19 protein-coding genes and 1 pseudogene are annotated in these 19,844 nt (G+C 67.4%); 17 read left to right on the top strand and 3 right to left on the bottom strand.

What is annotated here, in order from left to right; all coding sequences use genetic code 11:
* The 4 genes and pseudogenes from OG804_RS15505 to OG804_RS15490 all read left to right on the top strand — a co-directional run.
* Positions 1 to 255 carry a type II toxin-antitoxin system Phd/YefM family antitoxin gene (locus OG804_RS15505; RefSeq protein WP_328398134.1) on the top strand — a complete coding sequence of 85 codons (255 nt, stop codon included), beginning with the start codon at positions 1 to 3 and terminating at the stop codon, positions 253 to 255.
* Positions 248 to 667: a type II toxin-antitoxin system VapC family toxin gene (locus tag OG804_RS15500; RefSeq protein ID WP_328398132.1), complete on the top strand. Its 420-nt coding sequence runs from the start codon at positions 248 to 250 to the stop codon at positions 665 to 667. Before OG804_RS15505 ends, OG804_RS15500 begins: the two co-directional genes overlap by 8 nt.
* A gap of 81 nt (positions 668 to 748) precedes the next feature.
* The gene (locus OG804_RS15495) at positions 749 to 1,294 is read left to right on the top strand and encodes a hypothetical protein (RefSeq protein WP_328398130.1); all 546 of its coding nucleotides are present in this window, start codon (positions 749 to 751) and stop codon (positions 1,292 to 1,294) included.
* Between the two features lie 281 nt (positions 1,295 to 1,575).
* Positions 1,576 to 1,881, top strand: a pseudogene (locus tag OG804_RS15490) (aromatic-ring hydroxylase C-terminal domain-containing protein); the annotation flags it as partial.
* A gap of 92 nt (positions 1,882 to 1,973) precedes the next feature.
* Here OG804_RS15490 and OG804_RS15485 read toward each other — a convergent pair.
* Positions 1,974 to 2,456, bottom strand: a complete 483-nt coding sequence (locus OG804_RS15485) for a MarR family winged helix-turn-helix transcriptional regulator (protein WP_328398128.1) — start codon at positions 2,454 to 2,456, stop codon at positions 1,974 to 1,976.
* 76 nt (positions 2,457 to 2,532) lie between these two features.
* Here OG804_RS15485 and OG804_RS15480 point away from each other — a divergent pair, with 76 nt between their 5' ends.
* The 3 genes from OG804_RS15480 (at position 2,533) to eccCb (ending at position 8,015) form a co-directional block, all read left to right on the top strand.
* The gene (locus tag OG804_RS15480) at positions 2,533 to 3,039 is read left to right on the top strand and encodes a carboxymuconolactone decarboxylase family protein (RefSeq protein WP_328398126.1); all 507 of its coding nucleotides are present in this window, start codon (positions 2,533 to 2,535) and stop codon (positions 3,037 to 3,039) included.
* Between the two features lie 268 nt (positions 3,040 to 3,307).
* Positions 3,308 to 3,667, top strand: coding sequence for an effector-associated constant component EACC1 (locus OG804_RS15475; RefSeq protein ID WP_328398124.1), 360 nt, complete (start codon positions 3,308 to 3,310; stop codon positions 3,665 to 3,667).
* On the top strand, positions 3,660 to 8,015 hold the full coding sequence (gene eccCb, locus OG804_RS15470; protein WP_328398122.1) for a type VII secretion protein EccCb: 4,356 nt from the start codon (positions 3,660 to 3,662) through the stop codon (positions 8,013 to 8,015). Before OG804_RS15475 ends, eccCb begins: the two co-directional genes overlap by 8 nt.
* A 135-nt stretch (positions 8,016 to 8,150) precedes the next feature.
* On the opposite strand, the gene OG804_RS15465 is transcribed toward eccCb, so the two are convergent.
* Positions 8,151 to 8,714, bottom strand: coding sequence for a TetR/AcrR family transcriptional regulator (locus OG804_RS15465; protein WP_328398120.1), 564 nt, complete (start codon positions 8,712 to 8,714; stop codon positions 8,151 to 8,153).
* An 84-nt stretch (positions 8,715 to 8,798) separates the two neighbouring features.
* Between OG804_RS15465 and OG804_RS15460 the strand changes: the two genes are divergently transcribed.
* The gene (locus OG804_RS15460; RefSeq protein WP_328398118.1) at positions 8,799 to 9,227 is read left to right on the top strand and encodes a hypothetical protein; all 429 of its coding nucleotides are present in this window, start codon (positions 8,799 to 8,801) and stop codon (positions 9,225 to 9,227) included.
* 13 nt (positions 9,228 to 9,240) lie between these two features.
* Positions 9,241 to 10,428 (top strand): FAD-dependent monooxygenase, encoded by a 1,188-nt coding sequence (locus tag OG804_RS15455; RefSeq protein ID WP_328398116.1) that lies wholly within the window; start codon positions 9,241 to 9,243, stop codon positions 10,426 to 10,428.
* 101 nt (positions 10,429 to 10,529) lie between these two features.
* Here OG804_RS15455 and OG804_RS15450 read toward each other — a convergent pair whose 3' ends face one another.
* Positions 10,530 to 11,525 carry an LLM class F420-dependent oxidoreductase gene (locus OG804_RS15450; RefSeq protein WP_328398114.1) on the bottom strand — a complete coding sequence of 332 codons (996 nt, stop codon included), beginning with the start codon at positions 11,523 to 11,525 and terminating at the stop codon, positions 10,530 to 10,532.
* 697 nt (positions 11,526 to 12,222) lie between these two features.
* Here OG804_RS15450 and mgtE point away from each other — a divergent pair.
* The 8 genes from mgtE (at position 12,223) to OG804_RS15410 (ending at position 19,736) form a co-directional block, all read left to right on the top strand.
* Positions 12,223 to 13,587: a magnesium transporter gene (gene mgtE, locus OG804_RS15445; RefSeq protein WP_328398112.1), complete on the top strand. Its 1,365-nt coding sequence runs from the start codon at positions 12,223 to 12,225 to the stop codon at positions 13,585 to 13,587.
* 122 nt (positions 13,588 to 13,709) lie between these two features.
* Positions 13,710 to 14,561, top strand: a complete 852-nt coding sequence (locus tag OG804_RS15440; protein WP_328398110.1) for a Fic family protein — start codon at positions 13,710 to 13,712, stop codon at positions 14,559 to 14,561.
* A 448-nt stretch (positions 14,562 to 15,009) separates the two neighbouring features.
* Positions 15,010 to 15,393, top strand: coding sequence for a hypothetical protein (locus OG804_RS15435; RefSeq protein WP_328398108.1), 384 nt, complete (start codon positions 15,010 to 15,012; stop codon positions 15,391 to 15,393).
* Positions 15,390 to 15,779 carry a hypothetical protein gene (locus tag OG804_RS15430; protein WP_328398106.1) on the top strand — a complete coding sequence of 130 codons (390 nt, stop codon included), beginning with the start codon at positions 15,390 to 15,392 and terminating at the stop codon, positions 15,777 to 15,779. The genes OG804_RS15435 and OG804_RS15430 overlap by 4 nt, the downstream gene beginning before the upstream one ends.
* Before the next feature lie 294 nt (positions 15,780 to 16,073).
* Complete coding sequence (locus tag OG804_RS15425; RefSeq protein WP_328398103.1) at positions 16,074 to 17,075, top strand: AraC family transcriptional regulator; 1,002 nt, start codon at positions 16,074 to 16,076, stop codon at positions 17,073 to 17,075.
* Positions 17,076 to 17,529: 454 nt separating this feature from the next.
* A complete protein-coding gene (locus OG804_RS15420; protein WP_328398101.1) occupies positions 17,530 to 18,087 on the top strand; it encodes a DUF3558 domain-containing protein in 558 nt (185 codons plus the stop codon).
* 39 nt (positions 18,088 to 18,126) lie between these two features.
* Positions 18,127 to 18,600 carry a hypothetical protein gene (locus OG804_RS15415; RefSeq protein WP_328398099.1) on the top strand — a complete coding sequence of 158 codons (474 nt, stop codon included), beginning with the start codon at positions 18,127 to 18,129 and terminating at the stop codon, positions 18,598 to 18,600.
* Entirely contained in the window at positions 18,597 to 19,736 is a 1,140-nt protein-coding gene (locus tag OG804_RS15410) for a hypothetical protein (protein WP_328398097.1), read from the top strand. The genes OG804_RS15415 and OG804_RS15410 overlap by 4 nt, the downstream gene beginning before the upstream one ends.
* Positions 19,737 to 19,844: the final 108 nt, after the last annotated feature.

The raw sequence follows: 19,844 nt of genomic DNA, 5'->3' as shown, positions 1-19,844 counted from the left end.
ATGACGAGGACGATCAGCCAAGCCGAGCTACGCAACGGCAGCGCGGGCGTGATGGATGCGCTGGAGGCGGGTGATGATTTCGTCATCACCCGCAACGGTCGACCTGTCGGCGAACTGCGTCCCATCACCCCGCGGCACAACCTGACGACCGCCGAACTGAAAAAGCGACTCGCCAGGTTTGCGAGCACCGCGGACGCCGCCGATGAACGTGCGGAAATCGACGCCGCATTCGGAGAGGACAGGCTCGATGCCTGAACCGGGTGCGAAGTTCCGCTACCCTGTCGGCCTGTTGGATACCTGTGTACTCATCGACTTGACCACCATCGACGATGCAGACCTCCCGATCCAGCCGAAAATCAGCACGGTGACGCTCGCGGAACTGGGCCTGGGCGTGGCGTTGGCATCGGATGTGGAAACTCTCGCGCTTCGTACCGAAAGACTCCTGGAGATCGAGCACGCTTTCGACGCACTGCCGTTCTCCTCCACGGCGGCGCGACGGTTCACCTCGATGGCGAAGTTGGTGCTCGCGGCCGGACGAAATCCCGAGCCACGCAAAATGGATTTGATGATCGCTGCCATCGCCTCGTCGAATGATCTGCCGTTGTTCACCCGCAACGCGGACGACTTCAAAGGTCTGGATCCGTTGCTGACGATGGTCGCGCTCTGAAGGTTCGGAACGGTAGGGCTCCTTATCCGTTGCGGCGGTTCCGGCGAGACCGGAACCGCCGCAACGGGATACGGTGCTCCCATGAACGACAGCACTGATGGTGGCGAGCCGTTCCCCGAAGTGTGCGACCCTGTCTCCGGAGCGCGCTGGCGCGGCCGGCTGTGGGACAACCCGGGTCTCGGCTGGGCCCCGAGGCTCGACTGGTACCTGAGAATTCCGGGTTGGCCCGACGGGAGCTCCTGGGTGAACGTCATGATCGACGGAATTCCGCTGGACGTACCCTCCTGGCGCGCACTCGAAGGGGCGCAGGTCGAATGCACCGAATTCGGGGAGCCGATCGAGGCCACGGCGTACGTCGGTTACCACAACGGCTTCGATTATGTGCGCATCCACGTTCTCCGTCAGGCCGGTGCCTGGGCGCGATTCGATATCGAGCTGGGTGGCTGCGAGAGCGACAGGCTCGAACTGCGCGAGGGCGAGATCATCGAGACAGGCTGGCTCAGCGCGATAGTGGATGCCGAGTTCGAAGGTATCGAGCCGGCCGCGGATCGGGAGCTGACCGAATTCACCGAGACCGGAGGTCTGGTGTTCGACGAGGACGCCGGTCTGTACAAGCCGGCGGCGTAGCGAGCCGATCCATAGCTGCTGTGTGTCGAATGCCGGGTGTGCTGCATGCTCCGAGCGGAGCGCGCGATCCGTTTTCGGCAGACGCAAAGGCTGTGGAATCCGTTGCGCACCATATTATTCAGCGGCCGCGGTAGGTACGCGCTCGTCTCGCAGCTACTCGGCAGAGGTGTCGTCGGTGAGGGTGTCCAGATGGGTCGAGAGATCGTCGACGAGGCGGCCGAGTAGGTGAACGATCTCGCGCTGGCCCGGGAGCGCACGACACCCGCGTTCGCCCCGGTGATCGAGCGCCCGACGCTGTCGGTGTGGATGCGTCGTCCGGCCGCGAGGTCCGGGTCTTCGATCTGCTGCGTGGCCCGCAGTGGACCCTGCTCACCTTCGACCACGGCGACCCGGCCCGCCGGATCAGGGGCTACGGTGCCTTGGTTACCGCGCCACGCCGGATCCGGATCACCACCGACCGCACCGCGACCGGCCGCGATACGATGATCGATACTGCCGGCCGTGTCCACCGCCACTACGACATCGCCGGCGACACCACGGTGCTCATCCGGCCCGATGGGTACATCGCCGCTCGCGACGCGGCCTGACGCCCCGGGGCGGGCGCCGGGCACAGCGGCCCTGCGGCGTCGAACTCTGCTGCCGCACGGTGTCGCAAGTTCACCCGGATCGAGTCGTCGGCTCATTCTCCCATCCATTGAGTCGCGTCCAGCCGGAATGCCTTCGGCGCCGCGACGGTGTGCAGACCGTCCTCGATCGCGCGCAGACCTTGCTCGCCCAATGTCTCCGACCATTGCGCGCGCAGCCGGTCGAAGATCGCGGCCGAGCGGGCGAGCATCTCGTGCCCGTGGGCGGTGAGCCGGACGAGCCGGCGGCGCGCGTCGGCGGCGTCGGCGGCGCGTTCGGCGTAGCCCAGGGCGACGAGGCGGTCGACCGTTTTGCCCGCGGCCTGCTTGGAGATGCCGAGGCGGCGGCCGATATCGCTGGCCGTCGCCCCGTCGGGTCCGATCGCCTGCATGGCGAAGCCGTGGGCGGGGCGCGCATCGGGGTGGCCCTGTCGGGCGAGTTCGTCGTGCAGTTCGTCGATGAGGGTGCGGAATCCGGCCAGTAGCAGCAGGGGGAGTTCGTAACCCGCCCTGGATCGGCCGGCATTCGCCCCGGTCATCGCACGACCTTGGCATAATGGACAACCTGGTTTACTATTATTTCGTCAACCATGTTGTCCATGTTAGGAGGGCGAGATGTTCGCCGCACACACAGTGGAAACCGCTCCGGAGGGATCGCGCCCGGTCATGGAGGCGTTGGCCGCGGCCTCGGGCGGTGTCGTGCCCGACGCTGTCGCCCGGCTCGCCGCCTCACCGGAACTGCTCACCGGTTTTCTGGATATGACCGCGCGCTTCGACCAGTGCACGCTGGATCCGGTGGCCCGGGAGGTCGTCATCATGACCGTCGCGGTACGCAACGACTGTCGTGTCTGTATCGCCATGCACACCGGAAAGCTGCGCAAGCTCGACGCGGCAGCCGATCTCGTCGCGGACCTGCGTGCCCAGCGACCGCTGGCCGACGAGCGCCTCGAGGCGGTCCGCGTGTTCACGCTCGACGCCCTGGCCACCGCCGGGGGTGTGGACGCACCGGCCGTCGAAGCCTTGACGGTGCACGGGTACACCGAGCGCAACGCGCTGGAGATCATGCTGGGCATCGGGACCTATACGATCTCGACCTTCGCGAATCGCCTGGTCGGAGCGTAGGAAGCCGTCGGCCGGCGGGGGCCGCGGAGTCGTACGCGCGGCTGTCGGCGGATGGGCGGGCGACGAACCCGATCCCGATGGTGAGGTCTCGATGCGCGCTTGCCCGGCGGGCGGCGGGCGGCGGACAATTTGTCCACGATCAGCTCCGGAGCCGATCTGATCGCCCGGGAGCAGCGAACAGCGCTCCGCGCCACGATCGTTCCGGGCCGGACAGCGGTCGGCGCTATTGTTGTCGCACAGTGAATGGACCGCGGGGAGGGGAGTGGCTTTGGCCGAGGTCTTGTTCGTCATCGACGGTGGTGCGCACCGGAGTCCGGCGCGGCTCGATCAGCTGACCGGCGAACTGCGTGCCGATCTGGAGGAGATCCGCGGGGTCGGTGTGCGCCCGGTGACCGGCCCCGCGGCCGCGGACGCGAAATCGGGTGTCGTCGAACAGATAGGCCAATTGGCGGTGTCCGGCGGTGCGCTCGGGACGGCGGCGTGGCTCATCCGCGATATCGTCGCGGCGTTCATCGCGCGCTCCGGGACGCGGTCGATCACCGTCAAGAAGGGCGACGCGGAGGTCACCATCACCGCGGCCTCGGCCACGCAGATCGACCGGCTGATCGACCTGCTCGGCGATGACTAGTCCGGCCGGTTCGCGTACCGCGCTCTTCATCGCCAACGACACCTATCATTTCAGCGGTCTTTCCCGGCTGTACGCACCCATCGCCGATGCCGAGCAGTTGCGTGAGCTGCTGCGCGACCCGGAGATCGGCGGCTTCCGGCCGACCGAGTTGCTGGTGAACGAGTCCAAGGCCGAGGTCGAGCGCAGTATCGAGCGATTGTTCCGTGGCGCGGGTCCTGAAGACGTCGTCCTGCTGTACTTCTCCGGACACGGGCTGCGAACCCGCCAGAATCTGTATCTGGCCACCACGAACACCGATCCGCAACTGCTGAGCAGTACCGGCACGTCGGCTTCCTTCATCCGGGAGCTGGTCAAGGAATCGGCCGCGGCGGCCAAGATCATCGTGCTCGACTGCTGCTACAGCGGCGCCTTCCTCGGCCCCGACGTGATGAAATCCACCCCGACCATCGACGACGTGGGTCAGGAACTCGCCGCGGGAGAGGGCATCTGCGTGCTGACCGCGGCGAGTGCGGTGGAGACCGCCGAGGACGGTTTCGTGACAGCGGAGCAACCCACTCCGCTGTCGGTGTTCACCGCGGCCATGGTGAAAGGAATCAGAAGCGGGCTCGCCGACAACGGCAGGGGACTCATCAGCACCCACGACCTGTGGAACTACGTCAGTGCCGAGGTACGCACCCGCACCAGCAGGCAGACACCGAACCACTACGGCGTCCTCGGCCGCGAGGTGCACATCGCCAGAGTGCGGCGTCGGTACCCGTACACCGCGGACGCCGGGGAACGGGTGCAACTCGGCGACCTGCTCGGCCGGCTCGAACGTGACCCGGCGCTGGGGCTGCGCGCCGAATCCTGGTGGGGTACCGGGCGATTACAGGTGCCGGTCGGTCAGGAACATCGTTCCGACGGCGTCCAGGGCGAGACGGTGTGGCTGGATCTCGCGGGTACCGACGGCAACCTCCTGGTGGTGGGCCGGGCGGGTGCGGGAAAGAGCACCCTGTTGCGGACGTTGGCCGGATCGCTGGCGCTGACGCATACGCCCAGCGAGGTGCAGATCTACGTGCTGGAGTCCAGCAATCGGTTGGGCTCGATCGCCGCGCTGCCGCATATCGACCAGGTGGCCGCGGACGACGAACCCGAACTGGTGCGGACCGTGCTGCACCGGATCGTCACCGAGATCGGTGACCGGAAGAAGCTCTACCGCGCCCACGATATCGACTCGCCGGCGAGTCTGCGCGCGGCGCGGTCGTTGCCCGCTGTCGGTGCGGTGGCCGATATCTTCCTGCTGCTGGATCGCTGGGGTGATTTCAGCGATCAGATCCCCAACTTCGCCGAGACCGTCCGCTACATCGCCGGCGCCGGACCCGAATACGGCGTGCACGTGGTGGCCGCGGCCCGGGACTGGGCCGAGATTCCCGACTGGCTCGCCGACCTGCTGCCGGCTCATATCGAGCTGCGGCTGCACCGGCCCGCGGAATCGCGGGATCATCCCGAACGTGCCGCGCACCTGCCGCCGGGGCCGGGATGGGCCCTGTACCGCCAGCGGCCGTTCCGCATCGCGATGCCCGATCTGCGCGAACTCGCCCCGGAGACCATGGGCACCGCGGATCTCACCGACGGCGCCGCCGAACTCGTCAGCCGGGTCGTCGACGCCCATCCGCGAAATATCGACGAACCGGCTCCGGTGCGCTCCCCGTTCGACGGCGAAGTCGATTTCGCGTCCCTGTTCGGCCTGTCCCACGGCGGTGCGGTCGATGTGGACAACGTCTGGCAGCCGCGCTGGCGCCGCCGGTTGCGCATCCCGATCGGGGTGGCGCCGGACGGGCATCCCGTGGAACTGGATCTCAAGCAGGCGGCCGAGGACGGGATGGGGCCGCACGGTCTGCTGGTCGGCGCCGCCGGATCGGGCAAGTCGAGTCTGCTGACCACCATCATCGCCGGTCTGGCGGTGACCCATTCGCCCGGCGCGGTGAATTTCCTGCTCGTCGAGACTCTGGGGGAGGGAGTGTACGACCGGCTGGCCGCGCTGCCGCACGTATCGTCGGTGGTCGCGCTGCACGATTCGGATCTGTCGCAACTCAACCGGCTGGAGCAGGCGATCGCCGGTGAGATCGCCCGTCGGCAACAGCAGTTGGCCGATGCCGGGCAGTTCGCGAGCCTGCTGGATTACGACGAGGCCCGGGGGCGAGGTGAGCGTCTACCGCCGATTCCGGCGCTGATCGTCGTCATCGACGGATTCACCAATCTGCTGGCGCCGCCGCATTCGGAGTTCATGGACACGCTCGTGACGATCGGCCGGGTCGGTAGATCGGTGGGCGTCCATCTGCTCTTGTCCACGGCGCGGCTGCACCCCGACACATTGCGGGGGCTGGACTCGTATCTGACCTATCGGATCGGTCTGCGCATGTATTCGGCCACCGAATCGCGCGTGGTGCTGGGCGTTCCCGATGCCTACGAGCTGCCGGGCTCCCCCGGGCACGGATATCTGCGCACCGAGGACGCCGGGTATCAGCGTTTCAAGGCCGCCTACGCGTCCTTGCCGGAGCAGCGTCCCGGCCGGATGACGGGTTCGGGCGCCGAACAGCGGACGATCGTGGAAGCGGTGGTGGCGCACCTGGCGACGAAAGAGCTTACGGCGCATCGTATCTGGCTCCCGCTACCCGAGCGGGTTTTGCTGAACCAGGTGCTCGCGCGCCCGGAGGTGGGCGAGCAGGGCGGCCCGGACGGCGGGAGCCTGCGGGCCGCGATCGGGCTGATCGATCGGCCCGATCGCCATCGGCAGGAGGGTCTGGTCGTGGACCTGTCCGGCAAACTCGGCAATATCGCGGTGGCGGGCGGGCGCGGCGCCGGGAAGTCGACGACACTGGCGACGATCGTGCTGTCCCTGGCGGCAACGCATACGCCGGAGCAGACCCAGTTCTATGTGCTGGATTTCGACAATGCCCTGAGCTCGCTGTCGGGGCTGCCGCATGTGGGAGTGGTGGCCGGGCGCGCGGATCTGGACCGGGTACGCCGCACTCTCACGGAATTGGAAACGCTGCTGGTCGAGCGCCAGCGGCTGTTCCGGACTCGGGGCATCGAGTCCATGGCCGAATTCCGCTCCCGTAGCGGCGAGCTCCCGGCGGCCGGTGCGAGCGGTGAAACCCGGCGCGCGACCCAGTTCGGCGATGTGTTCCTGGTCGTGGACGACTGGCGCTACACCCGCGGGCGTGACGATTCGCTCGACGAGCGGCTGGCGGGTCTCGTGGTCGAAGGTCTGCCGTACGGAATTCATCTGGTCGTCGCGGTGACCCGCTGGATCGATATCAGGCCCAGCCTTTTCGAGCGATTCGGCACCCGCGTGGAACTGCGCCTCGACGACCCGCTCGAATCGCTGTTCGACCGGAAGGCCGCGGCGCTGGTTCCGGCCGGCGCGGGGCGCGGTCTCGTCGGGACGGGGGACGAGGTCGCCACTGTGGTCGTCGCGCTGCCGGCACTGCGGACGCACGCGGGCGACCGGCCCGAGGATTCGGGACCGGCCGCGCTCACGGTGGCGGCCGGGTTGTTGACGGAGGCCTACCCGGGCCGCCGCGCCCCCGCGATCCGGATGCTGCCGGACCGGATCACGCGCACCGAGGTCCTCGCGATCGCCGAGGCGGCGGGCGTCGAGCGCGGCGGACTGCGCGTGGCCGCGGGGGTGCGCGAATCGGATCTGCGGCCGCTGGTCCTCGATTTCGCCGAACAACCGCATCTGCTGATCCTGGGTGACCCGGCGGCGGGCAAGACGACGATGCTCGCCACTGTCATCGCGGGAATCGCGCAGCAGGCCACCACGGACGAAGTCTCCTTCGTCGTCGTCGATCCGGCGCGCGGTCTGCTCGAGGCGTACGGCGCGGTGTCCAATATCGTCCAATATCTGCCGTCGCTGGGTTCGGTCGGCGCGACGGTCCAGCAGATCGCCGATCTGTTGGCGCGCCGCGTCCCGGGGCCCGACGTCACCGCGCAGCAACTGCGGGAGCGCACGTGGTGGACGGGCCCACGGATTTTCGTCGTCGTGGACGATTACGAACGAGTGGCCGCCGCGTCGGCCAATCCGCTGGCCCCGCTTGCCGCGTTCCTCGCTCAGGCCGCCGATATCGGCCTGCATCTGATCATCGCGCGGGCCGCGTCCGGCGCCTCCCGGGCCTTGCACGACCCGCTGCTGAGCCGGCTGCGTGATCTCGGCGCCGACGCGCTGATCCTCAGCGGTCCCGCGGACGAAGGACCGCTGATCGGAAATGTGCGTCCGGGGCCGCAGCCCTGCGGTCGCGGCACCTATATCAGCCGGTTTCGTCCACCGGAGCTGGTGCAGATCGCCGACGCCTTCGAGGTGTGAGCGGTACCCGCGGGGGGGGGGGGGGCTTCGACGACGCATTGTGCGCGGGGGGCGACCGCCGTCACGACCCCGGCGGACTCCGCGCCCGTCGGTAGGTGTGAGTTCCCGTCGGCAAGGTGGCGGGAGGTCGGCGAATCAGGTTCGGGGGTGCAGTCCGTCCATGGCGATGGCGATGAAGCTCTCGGCGAGCTGACGCGAGGCATCGTCCGATCGTGCGACTGCGTAGCTCATCTCGCCCAGCAGCACGGCGATGACGGAGGTATCGATGTCGCGCCTGACCGCGCCGTTCTGCCGGGCCCGGTCGATCATGTCGTGCAGGGTCTGGTGAAGGACGGCCCGGCGAGCGGTGGTCAAGGGGACTTTGAGCCCTCTGAGCTGCTCGCTTATGACCCAGTGCGCGGACTGGAACTCGATCATGTCCAGCAGAAAGACGCGCAGAGCCTGCCCGGGGTCGCGTTCGGACAGTGTGTCCTCGGCCCGCTGAATGAGCGGATCGAGGAGGTCGGCCACGGCGGCGTCGATGAGCGCTTCCTTGTTGCCGAACGCCCGTACGACGGTGCCGGCGCCTAGGCCGGCCTGGCGAGCGATGGCTTCCACCGTGATCGAGGCCTCGCGCTGGGCGAGCAGCGTCTTGGTGGCGTCGAGGGCGAGCCGCCGATTGCGCACGGCGTCCGCCCGCTTGGGTTGATCGCCTGTCACGGGAGGAGTTGACATCTGGAACGGCCCTTCCATATCTTTAACTGGAATGCTTATTCCAGTAATCTTATGAGTCCAGGAGAACCCGTGCAAGCTCTACTCGCCTCTCCCCATGCCTCGGCGGGCGTGACCTTCGGGGACGTCCCCGACCCCCGGCCGAAGCCGGACCAAGTCCTCATCGAGGTCGAACTGTTCCCGATCGTGGCCCGCGCCCTCGACCACGCCGCCACGCTGCCTGCGGGCAGCGTGCCCGGATCCGACGCGGTCGGCACGGTGGTGCATCCCGCCGCCGACGGCTCTGGCCCTGCTGTCGGGACCCGAGTGGCCACACTCGGCACGAGCGCCGCGTGGGCCCGGCTGCGCGCTGTGCCGACCGATGAGCTGGCCGTGGTGCCCGAGGGTTCGACCTCGTCGCGAGCGGTCGGCTCACATTGCTGGATGGCGAGCGCGCCGGGTGGGACGCCATCGAGTCGATCGCGCGGCGTCTGCGTGGCACGGACGCTCCGCGCCGGATGATCGTGAGTGCGCTGTGAACAAGCGGATTTTGATTTCAGGTGCCAGCATCGCAGGTCCGACTCTCGCGTTCTGGTTGGCCAGGTACGGCTTCCAGCCCACCGTGGTCGAACGAGCGCCTCGATTGCGCGCGGGAGGCAACGGCGTCGACGTGCGCGACCAGGCCATCGAGGTGGTCGAGCGGATGGGGATCATGCCGCAGATCCGGGCCGCGGGAGCCGACGTGGTGGGTATGGCCTTCCTGGACGGCACGGGCCGGAGCCGGGCCCGGATGGACCTGCAGGGCACCGGCGATGAGGTCGAGATCATGCGCGGAGATCTGGCGAGGATCCTGTACGAGGCGACCGGCGGCGACATCGAGTACATCTTCGGCGATTCGATCCAGTCGTTGGAGCAGGACGCCGACGGCGTACGGGTCACGTTCGAACGCGGTGAGAATCGACGGTTCGATCTGGTCATCGGCGCCGACGGAATCCATTCCACCGTCCGCCGGCTGGTGTTCGGCCCGGAGTCGCGATTCCTGAAATACATGGAGCACTACGTCGCCTTCGCCGAAGCCGATCCGGCCCTGGGGGAGAACCGCTGGGTCACCGCCTACAACGAGCCGGGGCGGATGGCGGGGGTTTACCGATCGGGCAACCATACGGGAGCCAAGGCCAACTTCATCTTCCACCGAGCCGAGCCGCTCGACTACGACTACCGGGACGCCGAACAGCACAAACGACTGTTGCGCGCGGCGTTCGCGGACATGTCCTGGCAGGTGCCCGAACTGCTCGCCGGCGCGATGGCCGACCCCGATCTGTACTTCGACTCCCTCGCGCAGGTCCGGATGCCGTCATGGTCGGCAGGCCGGGTCGCGCTGGTCGGGGACGCCGCCTACTGCGCCTCTCCGGTGTCGGGATGCGGTGCCCGCCTGGGACTTATCGGCGCTTACCGCCTGGCAGGGGAGCTCGCCGCTGCGGGCGGTGACCATCACCTCGCCTTTCAACGGTACGAGGAGGACTTCCGAAAGGCGGTCGAGCGGATGCAGCAGGTCGGCCCGAACCTCCGTCTCATGGTCCCCAAGAGCGCCGTGGGCGTCCGATTGAGAAACGGCGTCGCACGATCACGGATTCTGGATTCACTGGCGGGAATGGAACGCATCACGCGGCCCAAGACGGCCGATCCGCTGCCGGACTACCAATATCGATCCGGCGCCGCGTAGCCCTGTGACGTCCGAGACGCCCAGCACGCTGACATTCTGGTGGGAACCTCAGTGCGGACAGGTGCGTCGGTCACCGCGACCGGCGCACCTGGTCACGTGGGTCAAGCGAGGGCCGGGATCACTTCGCGTTCGAAGAGCTCGATCCCGCTGGTGTCGTAGGCCGCCTCCGGGAAGTTGAGGATGGTGTAGCCCAGACCGCGATCGCGCACCGCGGACAGTTTCTCCACGATCTGCTCGGGGGTGCCGACGGCCGCGCCGTCGTTGTACAGGTTCTCGACGTAGGCGCGGGCCTTCTCCGCGCCCAGTACGGGCGCGAGGCGCGCGGCGTGCTCGGTGCGCCGCCGCTCTACCTCGGCTTCGGTGGCGCCGATCGCGACATTGAAGTTGGCGCTGCGCACAATGGCGTCGAAATCGGTGCCGACGTCGGCGCAGTGCTGGCGCAGGATCTCCGATTTACGGGTGAACTCCGCGAGATCGTTGCCGGCGAAGTTCGTGTAGTTCGCGTATTTCGCGGCGATACGCAGGGTTTTCTTCTCCCCGCCGCCCGCGATCCACAGGGGCAGGCCGCCCTCCTGCGCCGGAAGCGGCCGCACGATCGCGCCGTCCACCTGGTAGTACCGGCCGTCGAGGGTGGCGACGCCGTCGCGCCAGGCCTGCCGGAAGATCTGCACGCCCTCGTCGAGGCGGCCCAGCCGCTCCCCGGCCGAAGGGAACCCGTAGCCGTAGGCCCGCCATTCGTGCTCGTACCAGCCGCCGCCGATCCCCATCTCGGTGCGCCCGCCCGAGATCAGATCGACGGTGGCCGCGACCTTGGCCAGGTAGGCGGGGTTGCGATAGCTGATCGCGGTACACATCTGGCCCAGTCGCACTCGCGAGGTGGTGGCGGCGAAGGCCGACATCAGCGTCCACGCCTCGTGGGTGGCTTCCTCGCTGGGCTCCGGGACGGTGTGGAAATGGTCGTACACCCACAGCGACTCCCATACGGGGTTGGCGTCGGCGCGTGCCGCGAGACCTCGCATCACCTCCCAGTGGGCGGCGGGTTCGATACCCACCAGGTCCAGGCGCCACCCCTGCGGGATGAAGATTCCGAAGCGCACAGCACTCTCCTCAGATGTCGGGCCCGGAGGCCGCAGATGAGACAACTCGACCTCCACTCTGTCGAGTGGTCGCCGTGTCGGCAACGGTTGCGCGCTGAACGCGCCCAATCCTGGGCATCGACAGCACCTCTGATACCGCGTCGTCTCCTGATCCGCACCGGCTCGTGTGGTTGCCCGAACTCGCCGGTCCCGCCGCGATCGACTTCGCAGAACTCCCTCATGGTGGGTGCGGATTCGGCTCCTTCGCGGTCGGAACCCGAAAGCCCGCGCGGTACGGACCGAACGGTGACCCGTCGCCGTCGACGAGCATGTCCGCTACCTCCGACCCGGAGTTCGGCCGGTGGGGCTGTTCGCCACCGACCGGACCTGCGGACACGCCCGGGAGGGAGAAACGCCGGTGGTGGAGGTCGCGATGCGGAATTCCCAGCGATGGGATGTATATTTCTCGGGAATACGTTCGTGTTCATAGGCTGTGTCGAATCCAGGCAATCGGGCGTGCACACGCACGCACGGTGACGACCGAGAAGGAGGTGGTGTTGCAATGCGCAGCGAACCTCCCAGTCGAAGGCCGCGCGGCGTCGTCCGCCCGCAATCCCGCTAGCAGCAGCGACTGCCGGCGGTAGCGGCCCGGCTCGGCGCCTCGCGGTGTGACTTCCTTCGAATCACTCGCTACTCACTGCTGTGCCGAGGACTTCTCATGTCGCAGATCGAACTCATCGAAGTGCCGACGACGCTGTCGGAATCCCTCCAGGACGTGGTCGAACGCCATCGCGTCGAGGCCGCCCTGAACTGGCTGGACAATCATCCGCCGCATGTCATCGCCGACGAACTCGCGCGCATGGACGCCGTCGCGGCCGGGGTGGCGTTCCGCCTGCTGGACAAGGATCTGGCGCTGGCCGTGTTCGAGGAACTCGAACCGGTCGACCAGCAGCAGATCCTGCAGGGGCTGCGCGACCAGAGCTTCCGGGAGCTCGTCGAGCGGATGGCCCCCGACGATCGGGCCCGGATGCTGCGCGAAGCGCCCGCCAAGGTCGCGAAGAAGGCGCTGGCCGGGCTGAGTCCGCGCGAGCGCCGGATGACCGCCGCATTGCTCGGCTACCCGGAAGGGTCGGTCGGGCGGTATATGACACCGGAAGTCGTCGCCATCCCGGGCAGCCTCTCCGTCGCCGACGCGCTGCGCACCGTACGCATCAAGGGCGGCAACGCCGAAACGGTCTACACCCTGCCCGTGGTCGACGCGAGCCGCCGCCTGCAGGGCATCGTCGAACTCCGCGAACTGGTGCTGTCGGGCCCCGAGAGCATGGTGGCGGATCTCGTCGTCACCGAACCGGCGTTCGTGCGGGCCACCGATTCGGCGGAGAAGGCCGCGCGGCTCATGCGGGAGACCAACGTCATCAACCTGCCGGTGGTCGACAGCGAGGACCGGCTGGTGGGGTTGCTCACCATCGACGACGCGGTCGAGGTGATCGAGGCCGCCGACAGCGAGGACGTCGCGAAGCAGGCCGGTTCGGCGCCCTGGGAGGGCCACTACATGGCCGCCGGAGTGTTCCAGCTGGCCCGCTATCGCGCCCTCTGGCTGATGCTGCTGCTGGTGGCGGCGACGCTGACGGTCAGCGTGACCGGTTTCTTCGAAGCGACGCTGGAGCAGGCGGCTCAGCTGGCGCTGTTCATCCCGCTGCTGATCGGCGCGGGCGGCAACGCGGGCGCCCAGGCGGCCACGGCCTGCGTCCGCGCGGTCGCGGTGGGCGAGGTGCGCGGCGGCGACCTGTTCAAGGTCATCTGGCGGGAATGCCGGGTGGGTCTGGTGCTCGGGACGATGCTGGCGGTGGTGGGTGTGGTGATCGGCGGTCTGTTCGTCGGGCCCCGGGTCGCCGTGGTCGTGGGCATCACCCTGGTACTGATCTGCGCCTGGGCCGCCACCATCGGCGGCACCATGCCGCTGCTGGCCAAGCGGCTGCGGATCGACCCGGCGGTGGTGTCGGCCCCCATGGTCACCACCCTGGTGGACGCGACGGGACTGATCATCTACTTCACCACCGCGAAACTGGTCCTCGGCATCTGAGCGCGCCGGGCGTTCCGTGGGTCGGGACGTCCGGCATGCTCCGCGTGGGCGTAGGTCGTGGACAGACGATCCCGGCCCGTACCTGCTCGGCTTGTACGCTGAATCCAGCCGGTTCAGGCCCGATGGCGTCTGCACTGACCGATGACGTGGTCAAGACCAGCGAGATCGAGGGCGACCTGCTCGACGCCGCCTCGGTTCGTTCTTCCATCGCGCGTCACCTCGGCGTTGATATCGGCGCGGTCGTTCCTGCCGACCGGCATGTGGACGGCGTCGTAGAGATGGTTCTCGACGCTACCGGGCGCCACGACCACCCGGTCACTGCCGAACGGCTCTTCGGCTGGCACGCTGGGTTGTTTCCCACCGGATACTCGGGTATCTCCCGTCTCCGTATCGGCGCCTGGCGCAACGACTCCGCCGGGCCCATGCAAGTGGTATCCGGCGCCTACGGTAGGCAGCGGGTGCACTTCGAAGCCCCGCCCGCCGCCGGGCTGGACGCCGAAATGCGGCAGTTCCTGGACTGGGTCAACAGCGACGCCACTGAACCCGCGATTGTCAAAGCCGGTCTCACGCATCTGTGGTTCGTCACCGTGCATCCCTTCGACGATGGCAACGGCCGTATTGCCCGCGCGCTCGGTGATCTGTGGCTGGCACGCGCCGACCACGGTTCCCGACGTTTCTACAGTCTCTCGGCGCAGATCCAGCGCGACCTGGCCGCGTATTACAAGATTCTGGAACGCACACAAAAAGGCACACTCGATGTAACAGAGTGGTTGATCTGGTTTCTCGAGGCACTACACCGCGCGATCATCCACTCCGACACCATCGTCGACGCGGTTCTGGTGAAGTCCCGGTTCTGGCAGAACTGGCGCTCGAGCCCATACGCGAAGCCGGGTATCGCCTTCTCTTGGCGGGTCGAGCAGGCCGCAACCGGCGTCCCGCTGATCTATACCTCGGCGCACCGCCCACCGCGGTAACAAGGGCGGACCAGAGCCGCTGTGTCCATACTCCGATCCCCGCGGCGGGGGAGATGTGGATGCCTCCGAGCGGGGAGATGTGGGCGGTATCGGATAAGCGCGGACCGGGCTCCCGGATAGGCGCGGGTGCGTAGCGCGCAGGCGGTCGGCCGCCGCATTCTTCTCCGCGGAGGGGATGTCCCCGGCGCGGTGTGACCGCCGATCACGGAATGCGAAGACGCAGAACATGATCCGCGCACTGCCCGCCGGGAGGAAGCGAGAGGGATATCAACAGGACGACAAGTGCGGCGACGCCCGGAGTGACGGGGAACGCGAGGACAGTGCTGAAACCGGGACGTGGTGCCTGCGAACCGGTCGACAGATCCGCAAGCATCGGCCCCACGCGGGCCGCCACCTACGACGCCTCTCGCCCGACGCCGCGCGCGGGACGAGGTTCAGGGAGTTCGAAATGACCGATCGATTGTTCGCCGGAATCGCCGGCGCGCTCGCGGTGACAGGCGCCGCGATCGTCTGCTCGGCCGGGCCCGCCGCGGCCGAGGAGTACGCGCTGCCGTGGAACGGCGTCGTCGGGCGGGTTTTCAGCGCCGCCACCGACGGACCCGCCCGCTGGACGGAGGCGACGGTGTGGGCGCCCGCCGACCGGGACGCCGTGCTCAAATACACGACCCACAACCAGTCGTTCACCGGATATCACTATCTGTTCGCGCACGTGAAGAACGATCCCGCTCTGCAGCACAGCGTGAAGGTGGACACCTGGATCACCGGGTTCATGATCTGCAAGAGCGAGGCCGCGAACGCCGAATGCTCGGCCTGGAAGGACTTGCAGAAATGACCGGGAAATCGGTGAAACTTGTCGCGGCACTGCTGTGCACGGGGGCCGCCACGGCGTGGTCGGCCGGGCCGGCGGCAGCGGCGGATCACGTTGTCGAATGGCGAGGGGTCGTGGTCACCGTGTCCGGCGCGAACTCGGAGGTGGTCCAGGTGCGGACACCGTTCGGGCTGCTCGGGCAGGCGAAATTCACCTACGCCCAGGACGAGCAGCACACTGTCTATTCGTACGCGGGCGCCCATTTCCCGTTCGGCTCGGATGTACGACAGGTGGTGCCCGGGCGGATCACCCAGGTGAGCGCTTGCGTAGCGCAACCGAGCTCCAGCTTTCAGGAGTCCTTCTCGGCGAAGCCGCCCGGCTGGAACTGCTCGCCGACGCAGGTCATCTAGCGATCCTGCCGTTCGGCGCGTAAGGGATCGAACCGCCGGGTGAGCCGCCTTGTCGTTGTCCGGGAGCCCGCGACAAGGTGGCAACCCATTGCCCCGCAGCGCACTTCGAGATGACGAGTAGGTGTGAAGCCCGTGCCCACGGCACCCCACGCGGTATTCTGCGTTTTCGTGGACTCTGCGGTGGCGGTCCGTTGCCCTGATGAAAAGCTCGCGGGACTCGGGCGGTGCCGAAAGAAGCGCGACCGTGTGACTCCGGGTGGTCGCACGTCGGGCTCGGGTAGTGGGGAATGAGACGTGAACAGAAGGGCGCTGCCGCTGGCCGGCCACAGTGTGCTGCGGACCCTTGATGTCGACGAAGCCCGTGACGTCATCGGCAAGGTGCTGCGCGCGCCCCACGATGTCCGGGTCACCGGTGGGGCCCGCAGGTTCGAAGCCCGGCAGAACGCGGTGTCGCTGGGACGGGTCGCGTTCGCCGCGCTCGACTACGGCGCCGGCGCCGAGGTGGTGGTGACCCCGCATCACACCGACAACATGTATCTGGTGCACATTCAGTTGGCCGGCGCCGTCGGCGCGGTCAGCGGCGCGGTGCGTGCGACCGCGACCCGGGCAGCGGCCACGGTGGCCCAACCCCGCGAACCGTTCATGCTGGATTGGCCGGCCGAGAGCCCGATGCTGCTGGTGTGGTTCGACGCGTCGTATGTGGAGTCGACATTGCGGCAGATGATCGGCGCCGAGTTGACACACCGGCTGCGATTCGAGCTGGGGCAAGACCTCACCACTCCCGCGATGCGGGCCTGGTGGGAGCAGGTGCGGTTGGTGGTCCGCGAAATCGACCACGGTCAGCGCATCGCCACCCACCCCCTCGCGGTACGTCATCTGCACGACCTGATGACCACCGGCCTCCTGCTCGGCGCCCGGCACTCGTATTCCGATCAGCTGCACCGCGATACGCCCACGCCGGTGGCGGCCACGGTAGCGCGGGCGGTCGATTTCATGCGGGTGCACGCAGCGGAACCGATGACCGTGACCCGGCTGGCGGCCGCCGCCGGAGTCGGGGTGCGCACCCTGCAGGAAGGTTTCCGCAGACATCTGGACACGACGCCCACGGCATACCTCCGGCGGATCCGGCTGGAGCACGTTCGGACCGAGCTGCAGCAGGCCGACGCGCGGGAGACGACCGTGTCCGCGATCGCACTCCGCTGGGGCTTCACACATTTCGGCGATTTCGCCCGGTCCTACCGGATGGCCTACGGCGAACGTCCCAGCGAAACTCTGCGGAAGTCGCGGCTCCGGTAGCGGGCACTGGCAGAGTCGGCCCTGCGGTCCCGGACCGTGGGCGCGCTGGCTCGGAGGTCGCCGCATACCGTTTACGGACAGCGGAGCCGGGCGGCCCTGGGCGCGAATCACGACGCCGCTCGCCCGCGACGCCGCAGCCACGGTCGGAATCTCCGGCGCGCCGCAACTACTGAACGACTTTCCTGGCCGGTGCCCGGGCGCTGAGTTCACGGCCGAGGACCGGCTCGCAGCGGTGTGAGGCGGCAACCATCTGCCGTGGCCAGCGTCGCACCGAACTCGAAGGCGTGCACAGCGAGGCATCCGACAAGGTGGCCGTGCAGGTCAGGGTGGGTGGGCGGTTGCGGTGAAATCGACGCGCCGGTAACGTCGGGCCGAGCCGGCAAGCTTGGGGGCGGAGACGCCGGTCCTCCCCGTACCGGACGAATGGTGTCATCGGCGGTGGAGGGCAGGGTTGATGGCCACATCGGGTCGGGGGCGCTTGATCGCGCTGGTGTGTGGAGCGGTGTTCGTGCTGGCGGGGTGTGAATCTTCCACCCAAGGTGAGACAACTACCGAGGGTTCGGCGACTCCGAGTATTGCTGCTGATGTCCCCGCAGGGTTCGATCCGTGTATCGACATTCCACAGGACGTCCTCGACTCCGAGGGCTTGGAAGATCCGATGCCGCAAAATTCGGATACGTCTGGCGGTAAGTGGGAAGGGTGCATGTGGGTACAGACCGACGGCTACACCGCCAGCATCCAGACCACCAATATCACTCTGGATATGGTGAAGGGCAAGAACTTTCCCGAGGCAACGGTGTTCACCGCGGGGGGCCGACAAGCGATCTCTGCGCGACAGTCTGAAGCTCACCCGAAGGCATCTTGCGTTGTCAATGTGGAGATGAACGGTGGCAGCCTGGAATTCGGTCTGACCAACCCTCCATCCCGGGACAAGACTGGCCATCTCGATACGTGCGATTTGGCACGCGCACTGGCAACCAAAATTGCGCCGACGATTCCTGCTGGTGCATGATGCGCCCCTTGTCTGGGGTCATTCCGTGGGAGGGAAGCTATGAGTGACGATCCAGCACCGCGGCCGATGACAAATATGCTCAATGCTGCGAACGAAGGTCAGATCTCGGTGAGTATGACGCCGGAGGACTTCATCTATCTTGATCGCGATTGCGACCATTTCAAGAAGACTATCCAGCAGATACAACGCCTTGCTGAAGCTGTTGCAACGCAAAGTCATTGGGGTCTGGGAGAAGCAAATGATGAACTCGTGTCTGCCCGGGCCATGGTCGGACGGTACAAAGTAAAGGCGCAGGGTGCACCTGACGGTAATGGTGTCTGGGAGATCATGGAGCAGCACTACCAGATCGTCGAGGACATTCAGAACGTCTACCGGACCATGCGTGATCAGATGATGCAGGCCGACAGCGACTGGGCCGCCACGTTCACGTCATTGAACACGACCCTCCCGGAACGTCCTCCCGTCGGACCGGTTCTCGGCCCGTACATCCTTCCCGATGGGACCGCCAGATGAGTAGACCTCCGGAACACGAGAAATCGACCATCCCGCACGGTGGGGAGAATCCCGACAAGTGGGAGCACCCTCAGATCAACGACGCGTTCAGCCCACTGATGGTGAAGGATGCGACGGATCAGGCCGACAAGTACTGGCAGATGCGTCAGCTGTGGGAGCAGGGTGTCGAGACCTTCATTCGGTCCACCCAGGCCTCGCTCGCGCAGGCGTGGTCCGGCCCGGCCGCCGAGCAGTCCAAGCAGGCGATTCAGGACTACATCGATAATCACGCCCGCCCGGTGACCCCGGCGTTGGAAGAGTTGTCGGGCGGCGTTCGCGCTGCGGCCGATGCCATTGTGAAGACCAAGAACAGCCTGGGCGACCCCCTGACCACTTCCGGATTCAAGGGCTTCCTCAACGAATTGTTCAACGACGGCGAGATCTCGCGGCGGACCCAAGAGGCGCGGGCGGCCATGACGACCAACTACGTCACTCCGTTCGCGGGCCTGGATTCCAAGGTGCCGGTGATTCCGGTGCCCGTCGGCCCGACCACGTCGACCGATATCCCGGCACCGCCGCCCGGCGGGTACAACAACGAATCGACGAATCCGACGTCGACCGATTCGGGCAACCCCAACGGCACCACCCCGGGCGGCACTCCTGAGGGAGAGACCCCGGCCGAGACCGAGGAGCAGCCGCAGTCCGAGACTCCCGGCGAGCAGACCGATCAGCCGACCACTGCTGATCCCGGCGACACCGCCACCGATCCGGCCGCCACCGAGACGCCGACCGGTGCTCCCACGATTCCGGCGAGTACCGCGCCCGCCGGGGTGAACACCCCGAGTGCCCCGGGTCTCTCGACTCCCGGTTCTCCCGGCGCCACGACCCCGGAGCCGGGACGTACGGTCCAGGGCGCGCCCAATGCCACGGGTACTCCGGTGGGTACCGGCGCGGCGGCCGCGAACGCGGCGGCCGGCACGCGCGGTATGAACGGTATGCCGATGGGCGGTGCGGGCGGCGGGCGCGGTGGCGGCAAGGACGACGAATCCGAGCGCAAGACACCGGACTACCTGGTCAATCAGGAGAACACCGACGAGTTGCTCGGTGAGATGCCCCGGACCATCCCCGGCGGTGTGATCGGTGCGAACCCCGACTAGCGCCGACGGTTTTCGCCGGAGCCGGTGAGCGGCCGGTGACAGGGTGGGTCCGCTCCGGCGCGGGACCACCCGGGTATCGCTGAACCGCCGGGAATTCTGCGCCGAACA

It is taken from the genome of Nocardia sp. NBC_00416 (genome assembly GCF_036032445.1).
Lineage (GTDB): Bacteria > Actinomycetota > Actinomycetes > Mycobacteriales > Mycobacteriaceae > Nocardia.
The sequence above is the reverse complement of the archived record's forward strand: the minus strand, read 5'-3'. Positions and strand labels throughout refer to the sequence as shown.